Source organism: Vreelandella zhuhanensis, from assembly GCF_009793355.1.
GTDB classification, from domain to species: Bacteria; Pseudomonadota; Gammaproteobacteria; order Pseudomonadales; family Halomonadaceae; genus Vreelandella; species Vreelandella zhuhanensis.
In genome coordinates this window covers 215259-239083 of record NZ_WTKP01000004.1, presented here as the reverse complement: position 1 = coordinate 239083, position 23825 = coordinate 215259, and the positions used below count along the sequence as shown (strand labels likewise).

The 23825-nt window shown below is 59.7% G+C and carries 24 protein-coding genes; 9 read left to right on the top strand and 15 right to left on the bottom strand.

Translation table 11 applies throughout. The features are described 5' to 3' along the window. Positions 1-58 precede the first annotated feature (58 nt). The gene (locus GPM19_RS07310; protein ID WP_160418383.1) at positions 59-985 is read left to right on the top strand and encodes a LysR family transcriptional regulator; all 927 of its coding nucleotides are present in this window, start codon (positions 59-61) and stop codon (positions 983-985) included. Between the two features lie 15 nt (positions 986-1000). Here the strand turns inward: GPM19_RS07310 and GPM19_RS07305 are convergent, their stop codons facing one another. From GPM19_RS07305 to GPM19_RS07265, 9 genes are all read right to left on the bottom strand, one after another. Next, positions 1001-1429 carry a host attachment protein gene (locus GPM19_RS07305; RefSeq protein ID WP_160418382.1) on the bottom strand — a complete coding sequence of 143 codons (429 nt, stop codon included), beginning with the start codon at positions 1427-1429 and terminating at the stop codon, positions 1001-1003. Positions 1430-1569: 140 nt separating this feature from the next. After that, positions 1570-2298 carry an amino acid ABC transporter ATP-binding protein gene (locus GPM19_RS07300; RefSeq protein ID WP_114485434.1) on the bottom strand — a complete coding sequence of 243 codons (729 nt, stop codon included), beginning with the start codon at positions 2296-2298 and terminating at the stop codon, positions 1570-1572. A gap of 61 nt (positions 2299-2359) precedes the next feature. Next, positions 2360-3460, bottom strand: coding sequence for an amino acid ABC transporter permease (locus GPM19_RS07295; protein WP_160418381.1), 1101 nt, complete (start codon positions 3458-3460; stop codon positions 2360-2362). Positions 3461-3485: 25 nt separating this feature from the next. Then, entirely contained in the window at positions 3486-4676 is a 1191-nt protein-coding gene (locus tag GPM19_RS07290; protein ID WP_160418380.1) for an amino acid ABC transporter permease, read from the bottom strand. An 87-nt stretch (positions 4677-4763) separates the two neighbouring features. Continuing rightward, a complete protein-coding gene (locus GPM19_RS07285) occupies positions 4764-5789 on the bottom strand; it encodes an amino acid ABC transporter substrate-binding protein (RefSeq protein WP_160418379.1) in 1026 nt (341 codons plus the stop codon). 269 nt (positions 5790-6058) lie between these two features. Further along, positions 6059-7069: an amino acid ABC transporter substrate-binding protein gene (locus tag GPM19_RS07280; protein ID WP_160418378.1), complete on the bottom strand. Its 1011-nt coding sequence runs from the start codon at positions 7067-7069 to the stop codon at positions 6059-6061. 99 nt (positions 7070-7168) lie between these two features. After that, the gene (gene speE / locus GPM19_RS07275; protein WP_160418377.1) at positions 7169-8032 is read right to left on the bottom strand and encodes a polyamine aminopropyltransferase; all 864 of its coding nucleotides are present in this window, start codon (positions 8030-8032) and stop codon (positions 7169-7171) included. Beyond that, positions 8032-9135, bottom strand: a complete 1104-nt coding sequence (gene hemE, locus GPM19_RS07270) for a uroporphyrinogen decarboxylase (RefSeq protein WP_160418376.1) — start codon at positions 9133-9135, stop codon at positions 8032-8034. The genes speE and hemE overlap by 1 nt, the downstream gene beginning before the upstream one ends. 168 nt (positions 9136-9303) lie before the next feature. Beyond that, positions 9304-9807: an invasion associated locus B family protein gene (locus tag GPM19_RS07265; protein WP_160418375.1), complete on the bottom strand. Its 504-nt coding sequence runs from the start codon at positions 9805-9807 to the stop codon at positions 9304-9306. Positions 9808-9992: 185 nt separating this feature from the next. Between GPM19_RS07265 and ribA the strand changes: the two genes are divergently transcribed. Together ribA and GPM19_RS07255 are read left to right on the top strand one after the other, a co-directional pair. After that, positions 9993-10628 carry a GTP cyclohydrolase II gene (ribA, locus tag GPM19_RS07260; RefSeq protein ID WP_160418374.1) on the top strand — a complete coding sequence of 212 codons (636 nt, stop codon included), beginning with the start codon at positions 9993-9995 and terminating at the stop codon, positions 10626-10628. Positions 10629-10663: 35 nt separating this feature from the next. Continuing rightward, positions 10664-11014 carry a hypothetical protein gene (locus GPM19_RS07255; protein WP_160418372.1) on the top strand — a complete coding sequence of 117 codons (351 nt, stop codon included), beginning with the start codon at positions 10664-10666 and terminating at the stop codon, positions 11012-11014. Positions 11015-11069: 55 nt separating this feature from the next. Here the strand turns inward: GPM19_RS07255 and GPM19_RS07250 are convergent, their stop codons facing one another. Both GPM19_RS07250 and GPM19_RS07245 read right to left on the bottom strand, forming a co-directional pair. After that, positions 11070-12635: an alpha/beta fold hydrolase gene (locus tag GPM19_RS07250; RefSeq protein ID WP_227842235.1), complete on the bottom strand. Its 1566-nt coding sequence runs from the start codon at positions 12633-12635 to the stop codon at positions 11070-11072. 30 nt (positions 12636-12665) lie between these two features. Then, complete coding sequence (locus GPM19_RS07245; RefSeq protein ID WP_160418370.1) at positions 12666-13649, bottom strand: DMT family transporter; 984 nt, start codon at positions 13647-13649, stop codon at positions 12666-12668. A 92-nt stretch (positions 13650-13741) separates the two neighbouring features. Here GPM19_RS07245 and GPM19_RS07240 point away from each other — a divergent pair, with 92 nt between their 5' ends. Continuing rightward, positions 13742-14626: a LysR substrate-binding domain-containing protein gene (locus GPM19_RS07240; protein WP_160418368.1), complete on the top strand. Its 885-nt coding sequence runs from the start codon at positions 13742-13744 to the stop codon at positions 14624-14626. 27 nt (positions 14627-14653) lie between these two features. Here GPM19_RS07240 and djlA read toward each other — a convergent pair whose 3' ends face one another. From djlA to GPM19_RS07220, 4 genes are read right to left on the bottom strand one after another with little or no spacing between them, the layout of a single operon-like run. Beyond that, the gene (gene djlA, locus GPM19_RS07235) at positions 14654-15415 is read right to left on the bottom strand and encodes a co-chaperone DjlA (RefSeq protein ID WP_160418366.1); all 762 of its coding nucleotides are present in this window, start codon (positions 15413-15415) and stop codon (positions 14654-14656) included. 30 nt (positions 15416-15445) lie between these two features. Further along, the gene (dxs, locus tag GPM19_RS07230) at positions 15446-17374 is read right to left on the bottom strand and encodes a 1-deoxy-D-xylulose-5-phosphate synthase (protein ID WP_202114752.1); all 1929 of its coding nucleotides are present in this window, start codon (positions 17372-17374) and stop codon (positions 15446-15448) included. A 10-nt stretch (positions 17375-17384) separates the two neighbouring features. After that, the gene (locus tag GPM19_RS07225; protein WP_160418364.1) at positions 17385-18302 is read right to left on the bottom strand and encodes a farnesyl diphosphate synthase; all 918 of its coding nucleotides are present in this window, start codon (positions 18300-18302) and stop codon (positions 17385-17387) included. Next, complete coding sequence (locus GPM19_RS07220; protein WP_160418362.1) at positions 18296-18595, bottom strand: exodeoxyribonuclease VII small subunit; 300 nt, start codon at positions 18593-18595, stop codon at positions 18296-18298. Before GPM19_RS07220 ends, GPM19_RS07225 begins: the two co-directional genes overlap by 7 nt. Positions 18596-18819: 224 nt before the next feature. Here GPM19_RS07220 and serA point away from each other — a divergent pair, with 224 nt between their 5' ends. From serA to GPM19_RS07195, 5 genes are all read left to right on the top strand, one after another. Continuing rightward, positions 18820-20064 (top strand): phosphoglycerate dehydrogenase, encoded by a 1245-nt coding sequence (serA, locus tag GPM19_RS07215; RefSeq protein ID WP_160418360.1) that lies wholly within the window; start codon positions 18820-18822, stop codon positions 20062-20064. Positions 20065-20341: 277 nt separating this feature from the next. Beyond that, positions 20342-21625 carry an ATP-grasp domain-containing protein gene (locus GPM19_RS07210; protein WP_160418358.1) on the top strand — a complete coding sequence of 428 codons (1284 nt, stop codon included), beginning with the start codon at positions 20342-20344 and terminating at the stop codon, positions 21623-21625. Positions 21626-21661: 36 nt separating this feature from the next. Next, positions 21662-22456, top strand: a complete 795-nt coding sequence (locus tag GPM19_RS07205) for an enoyl-CoA hydratase (RefSeq protein WP_160418355.1) — start codon at positions 21662-21664, stop codon at positions 22454-22456. Between the two features lie 79 nt (positions 22457-22535). After that, positions 22536-23363 carry an IclR family transcriptional regulator gene (locus GPM19_RS07200; protein WP_160418353.1) on the top strand — a complete coding sequence of 276 codons (828 nt, stop codon included), beginning with the start codon at positions 22536-22538 and terminating at the stop codon, positions 23361-23363. Between the two features lie 4 nt (positions 23364-23367). After that, entirely contained in the window at positions 23368-23799 is a 432-nt protein-coding gene (locus tag GPM19_RS07195) for a YqaA family protein (protein WP_160418352.1), read from the top strand. Positions 23800-23825: the final 26 nt, after the last annotated feature.

Sequence of the window (23825 nt, the reverse complement as noted above, 5' to 3'; positions counted from 1 at the left end):
GTTTCGCCAACGCTAATGTTCAACCGATAGGTCGGCATTCGTGTCATTGAGGTGAATCATGCATTACACCCTGCGTCAGCTGGAAGTTTTTGTGGCGGTGGCCCAGCATGAAAGCGTTTCTCAGGCGGCACGCACCTTAGCGCTTTCCCAGTCTGCTACGAGTACGGCACTTGCGGAGCTGGAGCGACAATTTGACTGCCAGCTGCTGGATCGCCTCGGAAAGCGCTTGAAGCTCAATGCGCTGGGATTTCAGCTACTACCCAAGGCGGTAGCGCTGCTTGATCGGGGCGAAGAGATCGAAGAACTGCTGCGTGGCCAGCAGGGGGTAGGCTCGCTGGATGTGGGGGCAACGCTGACCATTGGCAATTACCTGGCAACGCTGTTGATCAGTGACTTCATGCAGCGCTATCCCGGAAGCCGGGTGCGGCTGGCGGTGCGCAATACGCGCAATATCATCGAGGGTGTACGTCAACACACATTGGATCTGGGCTTGATAGAAGGCCAATGCGATGACGAGGCAATCATCAGCCAGCCGTGGGTGGAAGATGAGCTATGTGTGTTCTGCTCACCACGCCATCCGCTGGCGGGAAGTCAGAACCTTGAACTCGAGCGCCTGTTGCGCGAGGACTGGATCATGCGCGAACAGGGCTCGGGGACGCGCATGACGCTGGAGCAGGCCGCCCGCCACCGGCGCAGCCGTTTCAATACGTTGCTCGAACTTGAGCATACCGAAGGCATAAAACGAGCAGTAGAGTCGGGCTTGGGCATTGGCTGTATTTCGAAACTGGCCCTGCGCGATGCGTTCCGGCGCGGCAGTCTGGTACCGCTGCCCACGCCGGAGCTGGACTTGAAACGCCAGTTCACCTTCATCTGGCACCGTCACAAATACCTGACCACCGGCGTAAGGGAGTTTCTGCGGCTGTGCCGCGAGATGACTGCCGGGGCCAAGCGTAGTGATGAAATCGCGCTACCTTACACTCCTTGAGTAAAGAGCTCAGGTTCAACGCAACTCGCTGACGGCTTCCTTGATATCTTCCAGCGGCGCCTTGCTGAGGTCCTTGGACAGAGTGTGCAGAACCAGTTTGCGGGTGGGGTTATCCAGCTCGTCTCGCAGCAATCCGAGAAACTTGGGAGGGGCCACCAGGATGAGTTTTTCCATCTGGTTATCAACGCGAGCCTGGTAAAGCCGGTCGGCGACTTGTTTGGCAAATACTCTCGCCTCATGTTTCGAGGCGACGCCTTCCGGGTAAGAAGACCGTGAGCCAGGTGCCATCGACTCACTCACATCAGCGTCGCTACCTGTTACAAGGTCACCTTCGTGCAACCGCCCTTCGGCATGCACCAAGCTTTCCTTTTCGGTCACTGTCAGGGCGTCACGGGTGAAGATTCGAGCGCGTGCTGCATCGGCTACCACGATATAAGTCGTCATAGAGTCGCTTACTCCTGTGGGTGAGTGTCAGTTAAACCATGGCAAGTCTTGGGGAAATGGTCAACTACCGCTGCCGCTACAAAGACTCACGGTACCCCAAGACTCGCTATTTCAAAGACTCACTATTCCAATCCCATGACTCAGTGACCGAGGATCTGGCTGAGAAACAGCTGTGTGCGCTCGGATTGTGGGTTGTTGAAGAACGGCTCGGGTGCATTTTCCTCGATGATCTGTCCCTGATCCATGAAGATCACCCGATCTGCCACGGTCTTGGCAAAGCCCATTTCATGGGTCACGCACATCATGGTCATGCCTTCATGGGCAAGCTCGACCATGACATCCAGCACTTCCTTGATCATTTCCGGGTCCAGCGCCGAGGTCGGTTCGTCGAACAGCATGACGTCCGGGTGCATGCACAGCGAACGTGCAATGGCCACGCGCTGCTGCTGACCCCCGGAAAGCTGGCCCGGGTACTTTTTCGCCTGCTCGGCGATCTGGACCCGCTCCAGATACTGCATGGCTTCCGCCTCGGCCTCGCGCCGTGATTTCTTCTGGACCCACATCGGCGCAATACAGCAATTTTCGAGTACAGTCAGGTGGGGAAACAGGTTGAAGTGCTGAAACACCATCCCTACGCTTCGACGAATCTGCTCGATGCGCTTCACGTCCTGGGTCAGGGGGACGCCGCCCACCACGATTTCGCCTTTCTGATGTTCTTCCAGATGGTTGATGCAGCGAATCAGGGTGGACTTGCCCGACCCCGAAGGGCCGCAGATGACGATACGTTCACCACGCTTCACTTCCAGGTCGATGTCGCGAAGGACGTGAAAGTCACCGAACCATTTATTGACATTGTGCATCTCGACCATCAGGTCTGCTGGCTGTGTGGCTGTTTGATTCATGATGATTTCCTGACAGGTTCCTGAGGGATCAACGCTTGTGGCCGGTGTGCAGCTTGCGTTCGAGGTATTGGCTGTAGCGCGACATGCTGAAACAGAAGATCCAGAACATGAAGGCGGCAAAGACGTAGCCTTCCAGCGAAAAGCCCAGCCAGCGCGAGTCGGAAAGCGCCGCCTGCACGATCCCGAGCAAGTCGAATAACCCGATGATCATTACCAGGGTGGTGTCCTTGAACAACGAGATAAACGTATTGACGATGCCGGGAATCATCATCTTGAGCGTTTGGGGCATCACGATCAGGGCGGTACGTTTCCAGTAGGTCATGCCCAGCGCGGCGGCAGCTTCCTCCTGACCTTTGGGAATCGCCTGCAGTCCGCCACGTATCACTTCCGCCATGTAGGCGCTCTGGAACAGGGTTATCCCGATCAGGGCGCGTATCAGGCGGTCTACACTGAGCTCCGAGGGCAGAAACAGCGGCAGCATCACCGAGGCCATGAACAGCACCGTGATCAAGGGCACACCACGCCAGAATTCGATGAACACCACACAGAAGCTCTTGACGATAGGCATGTTCGAGCGCCGCCCCAGTGCCAGCACGATACCGATAGGTAAAGCACCCACCATGCCCACCACTGCCAGGATCAGGGTCAACATCAACCCGCCCCAGCGATGCGTCGGCACCCGCGGCAGGTCGAAATAGCCACCGTGGAGCAACACATAGGCGATGACCGGAAAAGCGGTCAGGGCGAAGATCGCCACCCAGCGCTTGTAAGGCAGGCGCGGGATCGCCAGCCAGGCAATCAGGATGGCGAAGCCTGCGAAGACGATATTGCCCCGCCATAGTTCTTCCCGGGGATAGAGTCCGTAAATGAACTGGGTGAAGCGCGCATTGACGAAGACCCAGCAGGCGCCTTCGCCGGAGCAGTCATCGCGTGAGGTACCGATCCAGTCGGCATTGATGAATGCCCACTGAATGGTGGGTACCAAAAGAAGGTACAGCACGTAGAGCCCGAGCAGCGTGAAGACGCTATTGATCGGTCCGCTGAACAGGTTGGCGCGCATCCAGGCTAGCGGGCCGATGGTGCTGCGCGGTGCCGGCTGCTGGGGAATCATGTCTTGATTATGGATCATGCTTGTCTCCTAACCTCGCCTGGGCCTAGCGTTCCACCAGCGCAACGCGGGCGTTGAACCAGTTCATGAACATGGAGACCACTAGACTGATGGTCAGGTATACCGCCATGGTCATGGCGATGACTTCGATTGCCTGGCCTGTCTGGTTCAGTGTGGTGCCGGCGAATACCGAAACCAGATCCGGATAGCCGATGGCGGTGGCCAGCGACGAGTTCTTGATCAGGTTCAGGTATTGGCTGGTCAGCGGGGGAATGATCACCCTGAGTGCCTGGGGAATGATCACCAGACGTAGAACCAGTTTGCGGGGCAGGCTAAGTGCTTGGGCAGCTTCGGTCTGTCCATGGGAAATCGCCTGAATACCCGAACGTACGATTTCGGCGATGAACGAAGCGGTATAAATCGATAGCGCCAGCCACAGTGCCAGGAACTCGGGAATGATCGTAATGCCACCGCGGAAGTTGAAACCGCTTAGCGCCGGCATGTCCCAAGTCACCGGTACGCCGGTGGCAACCAATGCCAATAGTGGCAGGCCGAAAATCAGCAGCAGCGATATCCAGCCCGCCGGCAGGCGCTTGCCGGTGGCATCCTGGCGCCGTTTGTTCCATACCACCAACACGATGCTGGCAATGATTGCCACAAGGAACGTCGCCGGGATGATGCCGAAACCCGATTCGAACAACGGCTCGGGCAGGTAGAGCCCACGCACATTGAGAAACACCGCTTCGCCGAACGCGAGGCTGTCCCTTGCGCTAGGCAGGGTACGCAGCACGGCGAAATACCAGAAAAAAATCTGCAGTAGCAGAGGGATGTTGCGAAAGATCTCGATATAGCCATTGGCCAGGCGTGCCAACAACCAATTGGGCGACAGCCGGGCAATACCCACGGTAAAGCCGATGATAGTCGCTGCGAGAACGCCCAGGCCCCCTACCAGCAACGTATTGAGTAGCCCCACCAGAAAGGTGCGTGCGTAGCTACTTTGAGAAGAGTAATCCACCAACGTCTGGACGATGCCGAAACCGGCGGTATTGCTGAGAAAACCGAAGCCTGTGGTGATGCCGCGAGCTTCCAGGTTGGCCTGGGTGTTTCCCACGATATACAGCAGGAAAGCTGCCACGGCAGCGACTAACAGCAGCTGAAAGATGAGGGCACGCTTGGCGCGGTCTCGCCAGAAAGGGGGCTTTTGGCCCCCTGGGCGAGCATTGGGTCTAACGGACATGGGTTGCGTCTCCGCCACACGGAAAGTCATTCAAAAGGCCCGCCATGCTCTTGAAAAGGGCGGCGGGCCAAAGGTCAAGCGAGACGCTTAGCGAATCGGCGGTGCGTACTGGATGCCGCCCTCTGTCCATAGAGCATTGACACCACGTTCAATTTCCAGCGGGGAGTCCATGCCCACGTTACGGTCGAAGCTTTCGCCGTAGTTGCCCACTTGCTTGATGATGTTGTAAGCCCAGTCGGCCTCGAGACCCATGGCTTCGCCGTAGTTGTCGCCCTGGCCCAGGATACGCGCGATGTTGGGGTCTTCGGAGCTCAGCATGTCGTCGACATTGGCGCTGTTAAGGCCATATTCCTCGGCATTGATCATGGCAAACAGCGACCATTTGACGATATTGAACCAGGTGTCATCCCCTTGACGAACCACGGGACCCAGCGGTTCCTTGGAAATGATTTCCGGCAGGATCATGGAGCCTTTAGGGTTGTCCAGCTGAATGCGCAGTGCGGCCAGCTGGGAGGTATCAGAAGTCAGGACGTCACAGCGCCCCGCCTGATAGCCGCCCACGGTCTGTTCGGAAGTATCGAAAACGATCGGATCGAACTGCATGTCATTGGCGCGGAAGTAGTCGGCCACATTGAGTTCGGTGGTGGTCCCGGATTGAACGCAGATGGCCGCCCCATCAAGCTCTTTGGCGCTGCCAACACCCAGGTCACGATTGATCATGAAGCCGATGCCGTCGTAGAAGCTCACGCCGGTGAAGTTCAGCCCCAGAGTGGTATCGCGGGTGGTGGTCCAGGTGGTATTGCGCGACAGGACGTCGACTTCGCCGGACTGCAGGGCGGTGAAACGCTCCACGGCATTCAGCGAAATGTAGTCCACGGCCTCGGAATCACCGAGTACGGCAGCAGCTACCGCGCGGCATACGTCCACATCCAGCCCTTGCCAGTTGCCTTGGTCATCGGGAGAAGAGAAGCCCGGCAGACCATCGCTGACACCGCACTGTACGGCGCCGTTGCTGCGTGTATCTTCAAGCGTATCGGCCTGAGCGGTGGTCATGCCCGTCAGTGCCAAGGAGCCGGCTGACGCCAGCAGTACCCAGTGTTTCTTGTTCAGCATGTGAGTTCCTCACCTACGAAAATAATATGTTGCATGCCTAGGCATGTGCTTTAAAACCTAACAAAGAAGGTGCCAAGAGGGGTATGGCTGTGAATTCATCGAGCTTTCAACGCTTGATAAAACTGCTCGAAAAAGGCGCAAGGCTTGGCGGTGAAATAGGCTATTCGTGGGGTACGCAAGACCCTGCCGACATCAGCTCGACAGGGTCTTGCAGGGTTTCGAGAATCGTTTTTGGCAACAGTTCTTGGAAGGAATCAGCGGGAAAGCAATCAGCGAATCGGCGGGGCGTACAGAATGCCGCCATCTGTCCACAAGGCGTTGAGGCCACGGGAAATGGCAAAATCGGAGTCCTTGCCCACGTTACGGTCGTACATCTCGGCGTAATTGCCCACTTGCTTGATGATGTTGTAGGCCCAGTCGGCCTCGAGACCCATGGCTTCGCCGTAGTTGTCGCCCTGGCCCAGAATGCGCGCGATGTTGGGATCTTCGGAGTCCAACATCTCATCCACATTGGTACTGCTGATGCCGTACTCTTCGGCATTGATCATGGCGAACAGCGACCATTTGACGATATTGAACCATTGATCGTCACCTTGGCGAACGGCGGGGCCTAGCGGTTCCTTGGAGATGATTTCCGGCAATACCTCGGCACTTTCCGGGTCGCTCAGCTGCATGCGCTGGGCGTAGAGCTGGGAAGCATCCGAGCTCAGAACATCACAGCGGCCCTCTTCGAAGCCGATGATCGACTGTTCAGGGGCATCGAATATGACCGGATCGTAACTCATGTCATTGACCCGGAAATAATCCGCCAGATTCAGCTCGCTGGTGGTGCCCGCCTGAGTACAGACGGCTGCGCCATCCAGTTCCTGTGCGCTCTGGACGCCCAGATCGCTTGCCACCATGAAGGCCTGGCCATCGTAATAACTGACGCCGGTAAAGTTCACCCCCATGCCGGTATCGCGGCTCGAGGTCCAGGTGGTGGTGCGCGATAACATGTCCACTTCACCGGATTGAATCGCGGTGAAGCGTTCCACCGAATCCAGCGGCACGAACTGTACTTTTTCGGAGTCGCCGAGTACCGCCGCTGCCACGGCGCGGCACACATCGGTGTCCAGGCCAAGGTAGGTCTCTTCATCGTTGAGCGCTGAAAATCCCGGCTGGGCGGCATTCACGCCACAACGCACACTGTCATTTTCCAACACATCATCCAGTGTTGCCGCCTGGGCCAATAACGGCCCGGTCATTAACGCGGCCATCCCCACCATCAACTTATTGCGCATACTTTTTCCCCTTTCTTGGCATTGTTTTTGGAACGACTGTTCTCGGAACGGTTGTTAGGTAGCACCGGCACTGAGTAGCTTCAAAGTATTTCGAGACGCTTATTCGACAAACGCACGACGCATGAAGGGCGGCAATGCCAGGGCACCACGATGCGCCTCGGGCGTATAGTAGTCCAATGGCATTTCGCTGCTGGCGGCGTCTTGTTCACGAAAAGCGCCGACATCGGCATTCTTGCCCGCCAAGGTCACGCTCCACCAGCCTGAAGGATATACCGGCTGCGGAAAGGGCAGCGTCGCCACGCTGTCGAATCCCGCTTCCTGCATGTCCCGGCGCAGTTCACGAATGATCGAGCCGCTGTGATAAAGCGGCGATTCGCTCTGTTGCACCATGACACCGCCGGGCTTGAGGATGCGGTAGCAGCGCTTGAGGAAATCGGTCTTGAACAGGCCTTCCGCCGGGCCCACCGGGTCGGTGGAGTCGATGATCAGGACGTCAATGCTTTCATCCGGGGTGTCATCCACCCATTTCACGCCATCGGCGAACAGCAGCTCGGCACGCGGGTCGTCATTGGCTTCCACCAGGGCAGGAAAGAAACGCTCGGCGGCCTTGGTGACTTCTTGATCGATATCGATCTGAGTGACCTTTTCCACCCCGGGGTGACGCAGCACTTCCTTCAGTGTACCGCAATCGCCCCCACCGATAATCACCACATGCCTGGGATCGGCATGGGTGAACAGGGCCGGGTGAGCGATCATTTCGTGATAGAGGAAGTTGTCGCGATCGGTCAGCATCACGCAGCCATCCAGCACCATCAGGTTGCCGAAGGTCTCGGTAGCGTAGACTTCAAGGTGTTGATAGGGGCTCTGCACGTCGAGCAGCTTTTCGGTTACCTTGAGCGAAAAGGCGCTGCCGTGGCTGTTGAAGACTTCGGTGAACCACTGACCGTCAAGCGATGAGGACATTACTTGGCTCCTTGAGTGGAGGTGCTCGCAATATCGCGGTGATACGCCGGGCTGAGCTCATGCAGCGCATCCATAAAGGCGGTGACGTGATCCGGATTGGTAAACTGGCTGATGCCGTGGCCGAGGTTGAAAATATGACCCGGGCCTTCTCCGTAGCTTTCCAGTACCCGGGCGACTTCCGCACGTATGGCCGAAGGCCGGGCGAACAGCACATTGGGGTCCAGATTGCCTTGGAGTGCCACTTTATGCCCCACGCGCTGGCGGGCATTGGAAAGCTCGGTCGACCAGTCCAGGCCCACGGCGTCGCTGCCGACGGCGGCGATGTGTTCCAGCCACTGCCCGCCGTTCTTGGTGAACAGGATGACCGGTACACGCCGCCCTTCGTGGTTGCGAATCAAGCCGGCGACAATCTGCTCCATGTAGCGCAGCGAGAATTCCAGGTACGCCGGCGTGGAAAGTGCCCCGCCCCAAGTATCGAAGATCTGTACTGCCTGGGCACCGGCACGAATCTGGGCATTGAGGTAGTCGGTGACCGCATGAGCCAGGGTATCCAACAGCTGATGCATGGTATCCGGCGTGTCGTACAGCATGGTCTTCACATGGCGGAAGTCCTTGCTCGAGCTGCCTTCGACCATATAGGTGGCCAGCGTCCAAGGGCTGCCGGAAAAGCCGATCAGCGGCATGCGACCGTTGAGTTCACGGCGGATCGTGGAAACCGCCCGCATGACATAGCCCAGGTCACGTTCGGCATCGGGAACGCTGAGCGCGGCGACGTCTTCCGCGGTACGCACCGTCTTGCGAAATTTCGGCCCTTCGCCGGTTTCGAAGTAAAGGCCCAGCCCCATGGCGTCGGGGATGGTCAGAATGTCCGAAAACAGGATGGCGGCATCCAGCGGGTAACGTTCCAGCGGCTGCATGGTGACTTCGCAGGCCAGGTCATGGTTGCGGCACAGGTCCATGAAGCTTCCGGCATCGGCGCGTGAGGCACGGTATTCCGGCAGGTAGCGCCCGGCCTGGCGCATCATCCATACTGGTGTGCGGTCGACGGGCTGGCGCGCCAGGGCGCGCAGAAAACGGTCATTATGCAGAGGTTGGATAGACATGAAAGACGGACTCTTGAGGCATTTGCCTGCATTGTACTTGAGTTGAGCGGAAGTGAGATAGCACGTACCGGCGCGCTACAAGGTCGCAAGCACTTCGCTCCAGCCGGGCTGAAGCGAAGCATCGCCTTGCTGAAATCGTCTTGATGGATAGAGCGTGTATCAACGCCGTTACTTCACGGCGTTGGTGGCCGCGGTGAACCCCATCAACGACACTTCCACCGCGTGGGTCTGGCGCGCATTGAAAGGCCGGAACCCGATGCGGATTACGCTACCGCTGCGCATGTTCTTCATGAGGTTGTCTTCAAGAGGCAAGATGGCATAGCAGCCCTGTTCCAGGCAGGTAGCGAAAGGCACGCGCATTTCCTCACCGTCGTCTATCTGCATCACGATACCCGAGGACACATCCAGCCCCAGGGGTAACAGCAGCTCCAGGATGCGAGGGGCGTTTTCGCCATTTTGCAGAACACTCGCCAGCAACAAGCGACTGCTGCCTTGCTCGTTTTCCATATTGAGTGACTGCTGGGCCTGGCAGCGCTCCCCCTGTGGCGTATCGATACAGACGCTGCGCCAATCCTGGTGTTCGGTGACACGCGGCTCGTTCTCCTGGGCGCTCACGCTCAAGGGAATCAGCAGCAACAGCAGTAACAGTAAGGTCTTGAGTCGGTTCGTCATGGGTAGGCTTCGTCCTTGTTAAAAAATAGCTGAGATCCCACCATACAGGCGGATCGGGGTCAGGTGAATCAGCATGGCTTCATGGCAGCGCCTTTCGTATACGCAACATTCGTGAGCCCGGCGCCGGTTCCTGCTAGAATGGCTCCCCTTTTGCCAACTTGGCGTGGCTGATCCCGAGGTACCCCGTGACGATTCGCTTCATTGCCGCTTCTCAGCTGCCCACCCCCTGGGCGACATTCACTATGCATGGTTTCGAAGACGAGGCCACCGGCAAGGATCACATTGCCTTGACCTTGGGCGATGTGGCCGATGGTGAGGCGGTGCTGGGCCGTGTGCATTCGGAGTGTTTGACCGGCGATGCGCTGTTTTCCATGCGCTGCGACTGTGGCTATCAGTTGCAGGAAGCGCTCAAGCGCATTGCCGAAGAAGGGCGAGGGGTGCTGCTCTACCTGCGCCAGGAAGGGCGCGGGATCGGTTTGCTCAACAAAATTCGTGCCTACCATCTTCAAGATCAAGGCCGCGATACGGTGCAGGCCAATGAAGATCTGGGCTTTGGCGCCGACATGCGTCGTTATGATCTTTGCATTCCCATGCTCGATCATTTGGGCATCAAATCACTTCGGCTGATGACCAACAATCCACGCAAGGTGGATGCCCTGACCCGGGACGGCGTGATTATCGCCGAACGCCTGCCGATCACCACCGGCCTGAACCCGCACAACGAACAGTACCTTTCCACCAAGGCAGGCAAGCTCGGCCACATGATGGCGCTGGGTGATTTCACCCAGGCCAGCGATGTGGACATCGAACGCAAGGAGTGAGGTGCTTCTTTGGCCCTTATTCACATGGAGCCGGCATGAACGCAGATAGCCGCAACGCCTACTTGGCGGCCCAGGTGCGAAAGATCCTCGAAACGACACCCGAAGCGAAGTTGCCGGTCACCTACCAACAACTTGCCGAGGTGCTGGGACTTAGCCCCCCGCGGACCATCCAGCGCGTTGCCATGGCCCTCGAAGCGCTGATGCGCGAGGACGCCGAGCAGCGACGCCCCTTCATTGCCGCCCTGGTGATCAGCAGGCGAGGCGAAGGATTACCCGCCGCAGGCTTTTTCGATCTCGCTGTAGAACTCGGGCGTTTCCCACCGGACCCCGCGCAGCACGCGAGCGCCTATCACGCCGAGTTTCGCCAAGCGCTTGCACAGCGTTAAGCCCCTAATGGGGTTAGCTAACGTCTGGCACCTGAGCTCGATAGGCAGCGTTCTTTCAGCGGTTCGATGATTGCGATTGCGGCGGTTCGATCACCCAAGGGTCGAGCTCTACCTCATTTTTGCAGCTGTCATCCACCTCGGCATGCGGGTCGTCAAGAAAGGCGTCGACCATGGTCGAGCGGCATTCGTTGACGGGGCTGTGCCCCAGCCCCTGATACTCCACGAACTGCAGGTTGGGCATGGTTTTCTTGACGTGTTCGCTCCAGCGCGTCCCGCAGCAGGGATCCATCTGGCCGTGAATCGCCAGGGCCGGTATGTCGGTGGCGGGCGGATCGTTGTGCTCGAGGGGGACGTCACCGTCTTCGCCCCACCAGCCGCATATCCAGGGTGGCTCGAAGCCCAGCACGGCGGGCTCGCGCTGTACCGCCGCAATTGAGTCGTCACGGCTGGGCCGGTTGTTGCCCATGTCGTTGCACACATGGGCCAGGAAATAGCCTAGGGCATAGTTGGGCGCTGCGGGTTCGGGGTTGTAGTCGTCGACCAGGAAAAAGTCGTTGAGGCGCGAATAGTCGTCGGCCTGGATGTCGGCGACCAGGCTGGGAAGCTCGGCATAGACGCTGGGAAGAAACAGATAGAGGGTGTCGAGAAAGGCGGCACCGTCGAAATACAGGGTTTTCTCGCGGCCATCGCTGTCTTCGACCGTGGCCACAAAGGGCCGCTCATCCAGGGTTCGGCGAGCCCTGTCCACCGAGAGTAGCCAGGCGGGCAGCAGCTCCCGGCATGCCGGATCCTCAGCCACGCACAGTGCCAGCACATCGTTGAAGGTCTGCTTGGCAGTGTAGAACTCGTCGACGGGCGGCCGGTTGCGCAAGTGGGCGAACCAGGGCCAGCCGAAAATCGCGGCGCGTACACTCTCGGGATGATACTGAATGTACGACAGCACCGTGCCGCTGCCGGTCGAAGAGCCGAAGGCGTCGATGCGTTCGTAGTCGAGCAGCTGACGGATTTCGTCGACATCCCGCGACACGCTGTACTGGTTGTACTGGGCGACGTCGATGCCTTCCTCCTTGAGCTTGTCATAGCAGTCTTCCACGACGCGGGTAATGCTCTCGAGCCGCTGCATGGGGTCGAGCGAGGAGGTGATGGCCGGCGTATGAACGATGTTGTGGTAGGGCGAAACATGGGCGTAGTCGGGACATTCCAGCGCCGGTTCGGAGTGGATGTAGCCGCGATGGTCCATTGTCACTAGGGTGCGCTCGCCGATATCCTTGCGCAGCTGTTCCAGGTAGTCCAGGTTGCCCAGCGAGGAGTAGCCGGGGCCGCCGGGAAAGAAGAACACCGGCACCTCGCCCGTCTTTTCGCCTTCCGGCTCGATCACCGCCACCGGCATCTGAAGGATATTGCCGTTGGGTTCGTCCCAGTTTTCCTCACCGTAAAAGGTGTAGCACTCCGCGCCTAGCGTCCTGAGCGCTTCGGTGGGGCAATCCGTGCTCTCCATGAGCGGTATCGTGCCGGTCCCCGCGGATTGGGCATAAACAAGGGAAGGTGCGAATAACAACGACAGGGCACCTGCCAGTAGCCGGCTGCGAGACCGGCCATGCTGCCAAGAAGGGAAATCCATGCCATGCCTCCATCAGTGTTGTTGTTGCTGTTATCGGGAGTACCGATTCAACTTAGTTGCCCGCCATAAGAGCGTCAACCGCTTGGCGGCAAGGGCGCCGATAGCCCCCAGCAGGCCCAGAAGCATGCCGGCACCGCCCAGCCACCCCGGCAGTTCCTTGAAAAGCAGCGCCGTCCAGCCCAATGTCATCGCCGGGGTCAGGGCGATCAGGGCAGCGCTTTGCCCGACGCCAAAACGCCGTAGGCTCTCGTTGAAGAAGCCGTAGCTGCCGAAGGTCGCCAGCACGATCAGCCAGGTCAGGGTGAGGAAGCTGTCCATGGACAAGGGCGGCGGTGCCACTCGGCCTTCGTCCAGATATCCGGCGGCCACAAAGAAGACCAGCGTGGCTGCGCCCAGCTGTACGGTTAACCGGGCCTCCAGGGGCAGTGTCGCGGGCCGACGTGCCGCCATGACGCTGCCCAGGGTCACGGCGGCGACTGCCAGCACCGGCAGGCCGTAGGCCCAGGCCGGGGCGCCGCCCATGCCTTGAAAATCATCCAGCACACTCACGCCGGCACCCAGTGTCGCCACGCTCATGCCCAGCCATTGAAGCGGCACGGAGCGTTCGCCTAGCCACCAACCGGCCAGAGTGATGGCGGCCAAGGGTTGCAGGGCGCCAACCAGCGCCGCCACATTGACGCTGACGCCGGCCTTTACCGCCAGCAGCATGGCAAGCAAGTAAATGCCCACCGTCAGGCTGCCGATCAAGGCCTCATGGGCAAGGCTCGGGAGATGGATAGCCCGTCTGCTTCGGCAAGCCCGAAAACCCCAGCATAACCCGACCAGCAAGGTAGCCAGCGCGAAACGCCAGGCATAAAGCGCCAAGGTGGGCGTTTCGATGGCCACTGCCAGCCGGCTTCCCACAAAGCCGCTACTCCAGCAGAGCACGAATCCTGCCGCGACAACCCATCCCCCCAGAAAGCTCGGGGTCGGAGGTGACAATGAATGATAGAGCTGGCGCGTGATAGCGGTCATGCAGCCTCCAGGTGTGTCATGTGACTTGTGACGACAGTCTGGGAGGCATACAGTCTTCAGGGAATCGATAATTACTTCACTGAGCGTTCAATATGGCTGAACCTCCCTTGAGCACCCTGGATCTCGAGGCACTGCGCAGTTTCGTGGTCGTGGCGCGTCTGGGCACTCTGGCGGCGGCCACCCAGCAACGCCATCGCACGGTCAGCGCGCTGAGCATGCAGATCAAACGCTTGGAAGCGAGCCTGGACACCCGCCTGCTGGTGCGCAGCGCCCGGGGCATGACCCTCACCATGAGCGGTGAGGTGTTACTTGGAGAAGCGCGTGAACTGTTGCGTCAGCATGATGGCATGGTGGCGCGAATGACGGGGCGGGGGCTGAGCGGGCGGGTGCGCTTTGGAATGCCGGAAGATTATGCGACGCAGATTGTCGGAAGGTTGTTGCCCGATTTCATGGCCCGCCATCCAGAGGTGGTGCTCGAGGCCGTCACGGCCACCAGTGGCGACCTGGTCAAGCAGCTGGAAAAGGGCGATTTGTCGTTGATCGTCGCCCTGGATCGCCCCCATTCGCTGGCGGGGGGCACGCCGCTGTGGCAAACCATGCCGGTGTGGGCCAGTGCCAGGGAGTTGGCGGTAGCCGCGGATAAGCCGCTGCCATTAGCGCTGCATCCACTGAATTGCCCTTATCGCCATTTGGGCGTCGAAGCCCTGGAAGCCGTGGGACGTGCCTGGCATGCCGTTTTCACCAGCACCAGCATCCATGTGCTGGAAGCGGCGGTGGAATCGGGGTTGGCAATCAGCATTCTGGAGCGCAGTCGGCTGACGCCGACCATGTGCGAGTTGGGCGAGACCGACGGCTTGCCGCCATTACCCAGCTGTCAGGCCCAGTTGCATTATGGACGCCACGTCTCCGCAGCTTCCTGGCCCGCTGTCGAGGCGCTGGGCGAGATGTTGACCCAGCATTTGACCTGGCGGCCTTGAGATCTCTTAGAGGAAAATACCCAATCCCTAAACGTCGCGAGCCTTGCGAATGCGCTCATAGGCATTGGTGATTTCGCTGGTACGTGCCTGAGCGACTTCGCGCATGCTATCGGGCAAACCCTTGCCGGCAAGCTTGTCGGGGTGGTTCTGGCTCATCAGGCGGCGGTAGGCTTTCTTGAGTTCGGCGTCGCTGGCCTCTTCCTCGACACCGAGCACGCGGTAGGCATCCTTGAGCGCTTCTTCGCTGGCGCCCTGGGAGTTGGCCGCCGCCCCATGGAGCATTGCTTCGATCTGCTGGACTTCCGCCTCGCTGCATCCCAGCCCGCGAGCCACGCGCAGAATCATCTCGTGCTCGGAAGTGTGGAGCACACCGTCGGCGGCTATAGCGGCAAGCTGTACCTGCAGGAAAACCTGGCGCAGGGCACGCTGCCCCTTGGTCAGGCGTTGAATCTCGCCCAGTTCGGCGTCCAGGTCGAAGTCATCGGCCCGGCCGCGCTCGAAGGCTGCACGCGCCTGAGCACGTTGCTGCTCCTGAAGATGCAGCTGATCGAACAGCTTTTCAGCGGCATTCAATTCGCCCTCGGTCACCTTGCCATCGGCTTGGCACAGACAGCCCATCACGGAAAAAACCGAATCCAAAAACTGTGTCTGGGTGCGGGTGCGTACCCTGTTCAATCCGCGGCGAATCCGGCGGGCAAGCCACCACCCCAGACCGCCGCCGATCAATATCCCCAAGGGGCCGCCGAACGCATACCCCAGCAGGGCAAAAATTAATATCAGAAATAGCATAGGAATCTCGAAAAATACTGCATTGAGTAATCAGCCCTTGGGCAAGCGGGCGCGAATGGCTTTCTCGACGCCGTCAGCATCCAGGCCGCATTCGGCGAGTAACTCGGCGGGCGTGCCGTGCTCCACAAAGGCATCGGGCAGGCCCAGGTTGAGCACTTCCACCTGGACGCCTTCGGCGGCGAGAAGTTCGTTGACGGCACTACCCGCGCCGCCGGCGATCACGTTCTCCTCCAGGGTGACGATCAGCTCATTGTCATCGGCGGCGGCAAGCACGGCATAGCGGTCCAGCGGTTTGACCGAACGCATGTTGAGGTAGGTGGCGTCCAAACGTTCGGCGACCTCGGCAGCCGCGGTGTTGAGGCTGCCGAACGCCAGCAGGGCGATGCGGGGTCCCTGTTTTTTGCTGGTGCGGCGCAGCTCGGCCTTGCCGATGGCAAGTGGTTCAAGATGGTCGGGTATCGCCGCGCCAGGGCCGCTGCCACGCGGGTAACGGACCGCCGCGGGGCCGGGGTGGTGGTAGGCGGCACTGAGCATGGCGCGGCACTCGGCTTCATCCGCTGGGGTTAGAATCACCATGTCGGGTACGCAGCGCAGAAAGGAAAGGTCCATGCTGCCGTGATGGGTGGGACCGTCTTCGCCCACCAGGCCGGCCCGGTCGATGGCGAACGTCACATCCAGGTGTTGCACGGCGATATCGTGAATCAGCTGGTCATAGCCGCGCTGCAAGAAGGTGGAGTAGATTGCCACCACCGGTTTCATGGCTTCACAGGCCATGCCCGCCGCCAAGGTGACCGCATGCTGCTCGGCAATCGCCACGTCGAAGTAGCGCTCGGGATACTCCTTGGAAAAGCGGATCAGGTCGGAGCCTTCGCGCATCGCCGGGGTAATGCCGATCAAGCGCTTATCGGCGGCGGCCATGTCGCACAGCCATTCACCGAACACGTTGCAGTACTTGCGTTTTACAGGGCCGGTTTGCGACGGGTCGAGTTTCTCAGGGGTGGGTGGCGGCTTGGCGGCGGCGGGCTTTTCCAGCTTGGTGATGGCGTGGTAGCCGATGGGGTCGGCTTCGGCCGGCAGAAAGCCTTTGCCCTTGCAGGTCTTGATATGCAGAAACTGCGGGCCGTCGAGGTCGCGCAGGTTGTGCAATGTCTGGGTAAGCGTTTCCAGGTCATGGCCGTCGATCGGGCCGATGTAATGAAAGCCCATTTCCTCGAATAAGGTTGCCGGGCTGACCATGCCCTTCATGTGCTCTTCCGTTCGCCGCGCCAGCTCCAGCGCGCCGGGCAGGTGCGAGAGCACTTTCTTGCCTTCCTCGCGCATTTTCAGATAGGGCTTGCTGGAAAGCACCCGAGCCAGGTAAGTGGCAATGCCGCCGACGTTTTCCGAGATCGACATCTCGTTGTCGTTGAGTATCACCAGCAGGTTGGCATCGACATGGCCGGCATGCGCCAGCGCTTCGTAGGCCATGCCAGCGGTCAAGGCACCATCGCCAATTACTGCGCATACCCGGCGCTTTTCACCCTGGGCACGCGCGGCAAGCGCCATGCCCAGGGCGGCGGAAATCGAGGTGCTGGAATGACCCACCCCAAAGGTATCGTATTCGGACTCGGATCGCCGGGGGAAGGCGGCCAGGCCGCCGTACTGGCGGATGCTGAGCATTGCCTCGCGACGCCCGGTGAGAATCTTGTGGGGGTAGGCCTGATGGCCGACATCCCAGACCAGGCGGTCAAAGGGCGTGTCGAAGGCTTGATGCAGGGCCACGGTCAGTTCCACCACGCCGAGCCCCGCACCGAAATGGCCGCCGCTTTGTCCCACGCTATACAGGAGGTAAGCGCGCAATTCATCGGCGAGCTGGGCCAGTTGCTGGGCGTTCATGGCCCGCAGCGCAGCGGGATGATCAAAGGAGTCGAGCAACGGCGTGGCCGGGCGCTCGCGGGGAATCTCGTCGAACAGCTTCATGGGCATAAGGTCAGTGGTCACGCTCGATCATGTAACAGGCCAGATCGGCCAGCGGGATGGCGGCATCGCCTAACGGTGCCAGGGCGGCCACTGCTTCGTCCACCAGGGCCAAGGATTTTTGCCTGGCGCCTTCCAGGCCCAGTAGGCTGGGGTAGGTGGGCTTGGCGCGGGCGGCATCGGCACCGGAGGCTTTGCCTAGCGTTACGGTATCGCCGGTGACATCCAGGATGTCGTCGTGGATTTGAAATGCCAGCCCAATGGCACGGGCGTAGCGCGTCAGGGCTTGCAGGCGCGGGTCGGTCTCGGCCACGGCAACGAGACCCCCCAGACGCACGGCGGCGACAATCAGCGCGCCGGTCTTGTGGGCGTGCATATGCGCCAGGGTATCGACATCCGGATGGCCGCCCACCGCTTCCAGGTCCAGCGCCTGACCGCCCACCATGCCATCACGTCCTGAGGCCTGGGCCAGCGTCAGCACCATACTGGCCAGACGCGGGTGCGCGGAACCGGCCAGCACTTCGAAGGCCAGGGCTTGCAGCGCATCACCGGCAAGAATCGCGCTGGCTTCGTCAAATGCCTTATGCACCGTGGGCTGGCCGCGACGCAAGTCGTCGTCATCCATGGCGGGCAGGTCGTCGTGAATCAGCGAATAGGCATGAATCAGCTCGATGGCAGCGGCAGGGGCGTCGAGGGCGCGCTCATCGGCGCCCAGCGCCTGCCCGGCAAGATATACCAGCAATGGCCGCAGGCGCTTTCCTCCCACCAGCAGGCCGTGGCGCATGGCGGCTTCCAGACGCAAGGCCGTCGCCGGGTTGCCATTAGTGCGCCGCTCGTCGAAAAGTGCCGCCAGGGAGGTGTCCACGCGGGCACGGGCCTGTTCACGCAAGGCATCCAGCGAGATCGGGGCAGCGGGCTGTGAGGCTACCATGGGGGTGTCTCCTGTGCCGCGTCATCGTCGACTTCAAAGGCTTGCTCAGCGCCGCCTGCGCTGAAAGAGGCGACCCCCAGGCTGCCGTCAGGCCTTTCGCTCAGGGCGCGCACCTTGAGTTCGGCGTTATCCAGGCGTTGCTGGGCGTCGCGGGTCAGGCGGACGCCTTGCTCGAAGGCGCTCAAGGCGTCTTCAAGCGAGAGTTCGCCGGACTCCAGGCGCTCGACCAGTGCTTCGAGTTGCTCGACCGTGGTGGCGAAATCCCGCTGAGATTGGTTGCTCGTGTCGCTCATGCCAGTGCCCGTCTACCCAGTGACTCGGAATAAAGCCGATAGTATACACCTTACCCCAGGGGTGGCGTCTGCCCCGCCATGCGGCGAATATGCGTCGCCTTCATGCGCGCAGCGCAGCATTTTCATCTTGCTCGGACCTTTGTGGGGAATCGGCTGTGCTAACATATTGCCCTTCCACGAACCGATACACGGCGTAAATCGCCGACCAAGGGGTTGATTCAGCCATGGCCAAAACGTCCCTGGACAAGAGCAAGATCAAGATCCTGCTACTCGAGGGCGTCCACCAGAGTGCGGTGGACAATCTTCGTGACGCGGGTTACAGCAACATTGAACATCTGCCGACCTCACTGGCCGAGGACACGCTGGTCGAAAAGATCCGCGATGTACACTTTATCGGCATTCGTTCGCGTACCCAGCTCAATGCGCGGGTGTTCGATGCAGCGGAAAAGCTGGTCGCGGTGGGTTGCTTTTGTATCGGTACCAACCAAGTGGATCTGGATGCGGCCTTGGCGCGCGGCATTCCGGTGTTCAACGCGCCCTATTCCAATACTCGCTCGGTGGCGGAATTGGTGCTCGCGGAAGCCATCATGCTGCTACGCGGCATTCCCGAGAAGAACGCCCGAGCCCACCAGGGTGGCTGGCTGAAATCGGCCAGCAATTCCCATGAAGCCCGCGGCAAGACGCTGGGCATCGTGGGCTATGGCAGCATCGGCGCGCAACTTTCGGTACTGGCGGAGTCGCTGGGCTTCAAGGTGCTTTTTTACGACGTCATCGCCAAGTTGGGCATGGGCAATGCCTCCCAGGTCACCAGCCTGGAAGAGCTGCTGAGCCGCTCAGAGGTGGTCAGCCTGCACGTGCCGGACCTGCCCTCCACCCGTTGGATGGTCGGTGAGAAAGAAATCGCCGCGATGAAGCCCGGGGGTATTCTGATCAACGCCTCGCGCGGTAGCGTGGTGGAAATCGAACCCCTGGCAGCTGCTATCAAGGAAGGCCGACTCAACGGTGCGGCCATCGATGTCTTCCCGGTGGAGCCCAAGGGCAACAACGAAGAATTCGAAAGCCCGCTGCGCGGACTGAAAAACGTTATCCTGACCCCGCACATCGGTGGTTCGACCCTGGAAGCCCAAGAAAATATCGGTATCGAGGTTTCCGAGAAGCTGATCACCTATTCCGACAACGGCACCACCGTCACCTCGGTCAACTTCCCCGAAGTGGCGCTGCCCGCCCACCCGGACAAGCATCGCCTGCTGCATATCCACGACAACGTGCCCGGGGTACTTTCCGAGATCAACCGGGTGCTGTCGGAAAACGATATCAACATTTCTGGTCAGTATCTGCAGACCAACGAGAAGGTCGGCTACGTGGTGATCGACGTAGACAAAGCCTACGGCCCCCAGGCGCTGGAAGCCTTGAAGAAGGTCGAGCACACCCTGAAGATCCGTGCCTTGTATTCGTCAAAGAACGGCTGATCTGCCAATCGCTTGCAAACCGATCACTTTCGAAGCAGTGCAAGAGGAAGTACTAAGAAGTAACACAAGAATGCCGCCGCCCTTTTTGGTGGCGGCATTTTTATTTGCACCCCTTTCAGGGGTAAGAGTGCCCTGATGCAAAAGTGTGAGTTTTGCGCTAGTCCGACTCTCTGTCTACGTTATCTTCATAGCCTGACACAAAAGATGAGTGCGACATCCTGACTTGATGTTCGTCGCTGATCGCTTGATGGGCGGGCGATACAAGGAGGGTGGAACGATGAAGAAGAATGTCTTTATTCCAGCGATGAAGAAGGGCCAGCACGCTGAGCTTGAAACCTTGCGCGATGCCGAGCATCTAGCGTTTCACAATCTGCTGGATGAAAAGCGCCTGACCCTCGCAGAATCGTTTTCCTTCGACCGGCTGGTGAACGAGGCCCTGGAGGAGCTCAAGGCGTTTTCCGGCTCGGTGGATGCCATCGTGGCACAGTGGGACTTTCCCACCAGCGTCATGGTGCCGCTTCTGTGCCGTGAATACGATCTTCCTTCCCCCACCCGGGAAAGCGTGCTCAAGTGCGAACACAAGTACTGGAGCCGCCTGGAACAGCAAAAGGTGATTCCCGAGCACGTGCCGGACTTTTGCAGCATCGACCCCTTTGCCGAGAACCCGCTGGAGCAATTAAGCCTCGATTACCCCTTCTGGCTCAAGCCGGTCAAGGCCTACGCCTCCCAACTCGGCTTTCGGGTCGAGAACGAAGCGCAGTTTCACGAAGCGATCAAAATCACTCGCGAAGGCATTCATCGCTTCGGAGACCCTTTCAACGAAGCCCTGGCTCATGCCGAGCTCCCGGAAGAGATCAAGCGTGCCAACGGCAATACCTGTATCGCTGAAGCGATCATTTCCGGTGTCCAGGGGGCGCCGGAGGGGGTAATGTATCGCGGTGAGTTCAGCGTCCATGGTGTGATCGACCAGCCCAAGGAGCAGGAGGAGCTTTATGATCGCATGGAGTATCCCTCGAGTCTGCCGGAGAAGATCCAGCAGCAGATGATCGATGCCAGTCGGCGTTTCTTCGAGCATATCGGTTACGACAACGGCGGCTTCAATGTGGAGTTCATGTGGAACGAGGAGCAGGATCGCCTTTGGGTGGTGGAGGTTAATCCGCGTATCTCCCAGTCCCACAGCCAGATATTCGTCATGGTCGACGGCATGACCAACCATGAGGTGATTATCGACATCGCCCTGGGTCGGCGTCCTAAGCTCTTGAACCGTGAGGGTCGTTTTGCAGTGGCCGCCAAATGCTTCATTCCTTATGGCAATGAGGACCGGATCATTACCCGGGTGCCCAGCCAAGAGGAGCTCGATGCGCTTGCCGAACGCTTTCCAGGAACCCAGGTGTATTTAGAGGTCGAGCCGGGCATGCGTCTGAGCGAATTGCCCAATCAAAGTCTGGTCTCTTATCACCTCGGCATTATCTTTCTGGGTGCCGAGAATCATGAGCAGCTTCGCGAACGCTATCAGCGCTGTCTGGAAAGTCTGCACTTTGAATCCGACCCCGTGGAATAATGCTGAACAAGAAAGTAACAACAAAGGAGCAACAAGATGACGACTAGCATTGCCATCCAACCTCTGGTTCAGCGACAGGCTCAACAGGGTGTCATCACGCTGACACTCAACAGCCCCAAAAGCTTCAATGCCCTTTCCGAAGAAATGCTCGAAGCACTTCAGGCGGCGCTCGATGAGGTTGCCCAGGATGAGGATGCGCGCTGCGTGGTTCTGGCCGCTCAAGGCAAGGCGTTCTGTGCCGGGCACGACTTGAAGCAGATGCGCGCCAACCCGGACAAGACCTACTATCAAGCGCTATTTGCCCGGTGCGGCCAGGTAATGCAAGCCATCGTCAACCTGCCGGTACCGGTGATTGCCCGGGTTCAGGGCATTGCCACGGCGGCGGGCTGTCAGTTGGTGGCGAGCTGCGATCTGGCGGTAGCCGCCCGTTCGGCACGCTTTGCCGTTTCGGGTATCAATGTGGGGCTTTTCTGTTCCACCCCGGCAGTGGCGTTGAGCCGTAACGTCTCGCGCAAGCGCGCCATGGAAATGCTCATGACCGGCGAATTCATTAGTGCCGATCAGGCCTGCGAGTGGGGGCTGGTCAATCGTGTCGCGGAGGAGGATGGGTTAGACGCTACCGTGGCCGAGTTCACCACGAGTATTTGCGCCAAGAGTGCCGTGGCGATACGTACCGGCAAGGCGATGTTCGCCCGCCAACTGGCGATGCCGTTGGAAGACGCCTATGTATTTGCCGGAGAAACCATGGCCTGCAACATGCTGGCAGACGATGCAGCCGAGGGCATCGATGCCTTCATGGCCAAGCGCGCGCCACAATGGAAGCATCGCTGAGCGCCTTCCGTGAAGGCGACAGCACAGGGCTGGCACGTTATCCTGATGCGCTTTGACGTTTTCAAGCGGGAGAAACAGGGTGAATGAAGTCAAGCGCAGGACGGCGGGCCGCCCAGCGGGAACCAAGAAAGCCAGTGGCGGACACAGCCAGTCGTTAGTGCGTGGCCTGAACATGCTGGAATATCTGTCGGCCAGTCCCGACGGTATGGGACTTTCCGAGCTTGCCGAGACCGCTGATCTGGCCCCTTCCACAACACACCGCCTATTACAGGCATTACAAAGCCAGGGATTTGTCACCCAGGAAAGCGAGCAGGGGTTGTGGCGCATTGACGTCAAGACGTTTCGTATCGGCAATAGCTTTCTCGAAGCACGTGATTTCGTCGCCACCAGTCGCCCTTTCTTGCGCCGGTTGACCGCTGAAACCGGGGAAACCGCCAACCTGGGTGTGCGTGACGCTACCACGGCGGTATTTCTCGCCCAGCATGAATCCCCGCAGATGATGCGTATGATCACCCGGCTGGGTTCAAGGGCGCCGCTGCATGCTTCCGGCGTGGGCAAGGCGCTTCTGGCTTGGTTGCCGGATGATGAGCGCGCGCGCCTGCTTGAAGGGCGTGAGCTGGCTCAGGTGACCCACAACACCCTGCACCAGCCCGAGGCGCTGCTGGAGAACCTGAGCGAGGTTCGTCACCAAGGCTTTGCCTGTGACCGTGAAGAACATGCTATCGGCCTGCATTGTGTCGCCGCCTGTATTCACGATGAAACGGCGACGCCCCTGGCAGCGATTTCGGTCTCCGGGCCGGTGGCGCGGATCCCTGAGGCACGTTTGATGGAACTCGGTGAGCTGGTGCGGGAAGTGGCCGCCGAGATCACTGCAACATTGGGAGGCCAGGCACCCAAGTGCTGCTGATCGCATGCTAAGCCTGTTTATCGTAGCGCTGCTAAGCGCCACGTTACTGCCCGGGGGCTCGGAAGTATGGCTGGCGCGCCAATGGTGCCTCGGCGAGCCGGTAGTGATGCTGTGGATAGTCGCCACCGCCGGCAATACGTTAGGCAGCCTGGTCAATGTCGCCATGGGACGCTACGCCAGGCATTTTCAGCACAAGCGCTGGTTTCCCGCCTCACCTCAAGGATTGGCGCGTGCCGAAGGTTGGTACCATCGCTTTGGTGAGTACAGCCTGCTGGTCGCCTGGGTGCCGGTGATCGGCGACCCCTTGACCGTCCTGGCGGGTGTATTTCGCTTGCCCTGGTGGCGGGCACTGGCATGGATACTGATTGCCAAGGGCGGACGCTACGCGGTGGTGCTGTCGCTGGCCCATCTGTGGCTTTCACCGCTGTGTCAGTAGCCCGACTTGTACAAAAAGTAGACAGA

What these genes read in the sequence shown, in the direction of transcription:
- GPM19_RS07290 (WP_160418380.1), bottom strand. Translation starts at nt 4,676, where the DNA reads ATGTCCGTTAGACCCAATGCTCGCCCAGGGGGCCAAAAGCCCCCTTTC.
- serA (WP_160418360.1), top strand. Translation starts at nt 18,820, where the DNA reads ATGGCCAAAACGTCCCTGGACAAGAGCAAGATCAAGATCCTGCTACTC.
- hemE (WP_160418376.1), bottom strand. Translation starts at nt 9,135, where the DNA reads ATGTCTATCCAACCTCTGCATAATGACCGTTTTCTGCGCGCCCTGGCG.
- GPM19_RS07305 (WP_160418382.1), bottom strand. Translation starts at nt 1,429, where the DNA reads ATGACGACTTATATCGTGGTAGCCGATGCAGCACGCGCTCGAATCTTC.
- dxs (WP_202114752.1), bottom strand. Translation starts at nt 17,374, where the DNA reads ATGAAGCTGTTCGACGAGATTCCCCGCGAGCGCCCGGCCACGCCGTTG.
- GPM19_RS07265 (WP_160418375.1), bottom strand. Translation starts at nt 9,807, where the DNA reads ATGACGAACCGACTCAAGACCTTACTGTTACTGCTGTTGCTGCTGATT.
- djlA (WP_160418366.1), bottom strand. Translation starts at nt 15,415, where the DNA reads ATGCTATTTCTGATATTAATTTTTGCCCTGCTGGGGTATGCGTTCGGC.
- GPM19_RS07295 (WP_160418381.1), bottom strand. Translation starts at nt 3,460, where the DNA reads ATGATCCATAATCAAGACATGATTCCCCAGCAGCCGGCACCGCGCAGC.
- GPM19_RS07285 (WP_160418379.1), bottom strand. Translation starts at nt 5,789, where the DNA reads ATGCTGAACAAGAAACACTGGGTACTGCTGGCGTCAGCCGGCTCCTTG.
- speE (WP_160418377.1), bottom strand. Translation starts at nt 8,032, where the DNA reads ATGTCCTCATCGCTTGACGGTCAGTGGTTCACCGAAGTCTTCAACAGC.
- GPM19_RS07240 (WP_160418368.1), top strand. Translation starts at nt 13,742, where the DNA reads ATGGCTGAACCTCCCTTGAGCACCCTGGATCTCGAGGCACTGCGCAGT.
- GPM19_RS07310 (WP_160418383.1), top strand. Translation starts at nt 59, where the DNA reads ATGCATTACACCCTGCGTCAGCTGGAAGTTTTTGTGGCGGTGGCCCAG.
- GPM19_RS07245 (WP_160418370.1), bottom strand. Translation starts at nt 13,649, where the DNA reads ATGACCGCTATCACGCGCCAGCTCTATCATTCATTGTCACCTCCGACC.
- GPM19_RS07280 (WP_160418378.1), bottom strand. Translation starts at nt 7,069, where the DNA reads ATGCGCAATAAGTTGATGGTGGGGATGGCCGCGTTAATGACCGGGCCG.
- GPM19_RS07225 (WP_160418364.1), bottom strand. Translation starts at nt 18,302, where the DNA reads ATGGTAGCCTCACAGCCCGCTGCCCCGATCTCGCTGGATGCCTTGCGT.
- GPM19_RS07195 (WP_160418352.1), top strand. Translation starts at nt 23,368, where the DNA reads ATGCTAAGCCTGTTTATCGTAGCGCTGCTAAGCGCCACGTTACTGCCC.
- GPM19_RS07210 (WP_160418358.1), top strand. Translation starts at nt 20,342, where the DNA reads ATGAAGAAGAATGTCTTTATTCCAGCGATGAAGAAGGGCCAGCACGCT.
- GPM19_RS07300 (WP_114485434.1), bottom strand. Translation starts at nt 2,298, where the DNA reads ATGGTCGAGATGCACAATGTCAATAAATGGTTCGGTGACTTTCACGTC.
- GPM19_RS07250 (WP_227842235.1), bottom strand. Translation starts at nt 12,635, where the DNA reads ATGGATTTCCCTTCTTGGCAGCATGGCCGGTCTCGCAGCCGGCTACTG.
- GPM19_RS07255 (WP_160418372.1), top strand. Translation starts at nt 10,664, where the DNA reads ATGAACGCAGATAGCCGCAACGCCTACTTGGCGGCCCAGGTGCGAAAG.
- GPM19_RS07205 (WP_160418355.1), top strand. Translation starts at nt 21,662, where the DNA reads ATGACGACTAGCATTGCCATCCAACCTCTGGTTCAGCGACAGGCTCAA.
- GPM19_RS07220 (WP_160418362.1), bottom strand. Translation starts at nt 18,595, where the DNA reads ATGAGCGACACGAGCAACCAATCTCAGCGGGATTTCGCCACCACGGTC.